Below are 427 nucleotides of genomic sequence, written 5' to 3' on the forward strand. Positions count from 1 at the left end.
GGCCCGACTCCCGGCGACAACCAGGCCGCCGCTTGCCCGGGTGCGGCGCACCCCGGCTGCGAGGGCGTTCGTACGCCGTGTGCTGCGGGGCGGACGAAGGTCGCGGGCCGGGGTACGACGGAGGGCCGGGGCGGCAACCGTGTGGTTGCCGCCCCGGCCCCCGCGCTCGGGCCGTGCGTCGTCAGATGCGGTTCGGGCCGCCGTAGTGGCCGCCGACCTGGCGGTGGTAGTCCTCGTTGCCGAGGTGCTTGTCCTTGTCGAACTCCGGAGCGTTCTTGATCTGCTCCTTCGTCCGGTCCACGTAGATCTTCGCAGGGGGCAGTAGGGGCGGCCGACGGGATGTGGAGGCGTCGGTTCCCGAGGCTCCCGGAAAACCGCCCCAACCACTCCCGCGCATACCCCGCCCATACTTCCCACAACAAAGGAG

General features: G+C 71.4%; 1 pseudogene. It reads right to left on the minus strand.

Going from position 1 to position 427, the window contains the following annotated elements:
* Positions 1–181: 181 nt before the first annotated feature.
* Positions 182–427 (minus strand): annotated as a pseudogene (locus G3I71_RS52100) (hypothetical protein); the annotation flags it as partial.

Source organism: Streptomyces sp. SID12501, assembly GCF_010550245.1.
Lineage (GTDB): Bacteria > Actinomycetota > Actinomycetes > Streptomycetales > Streptomycetaceae > Streptomyces.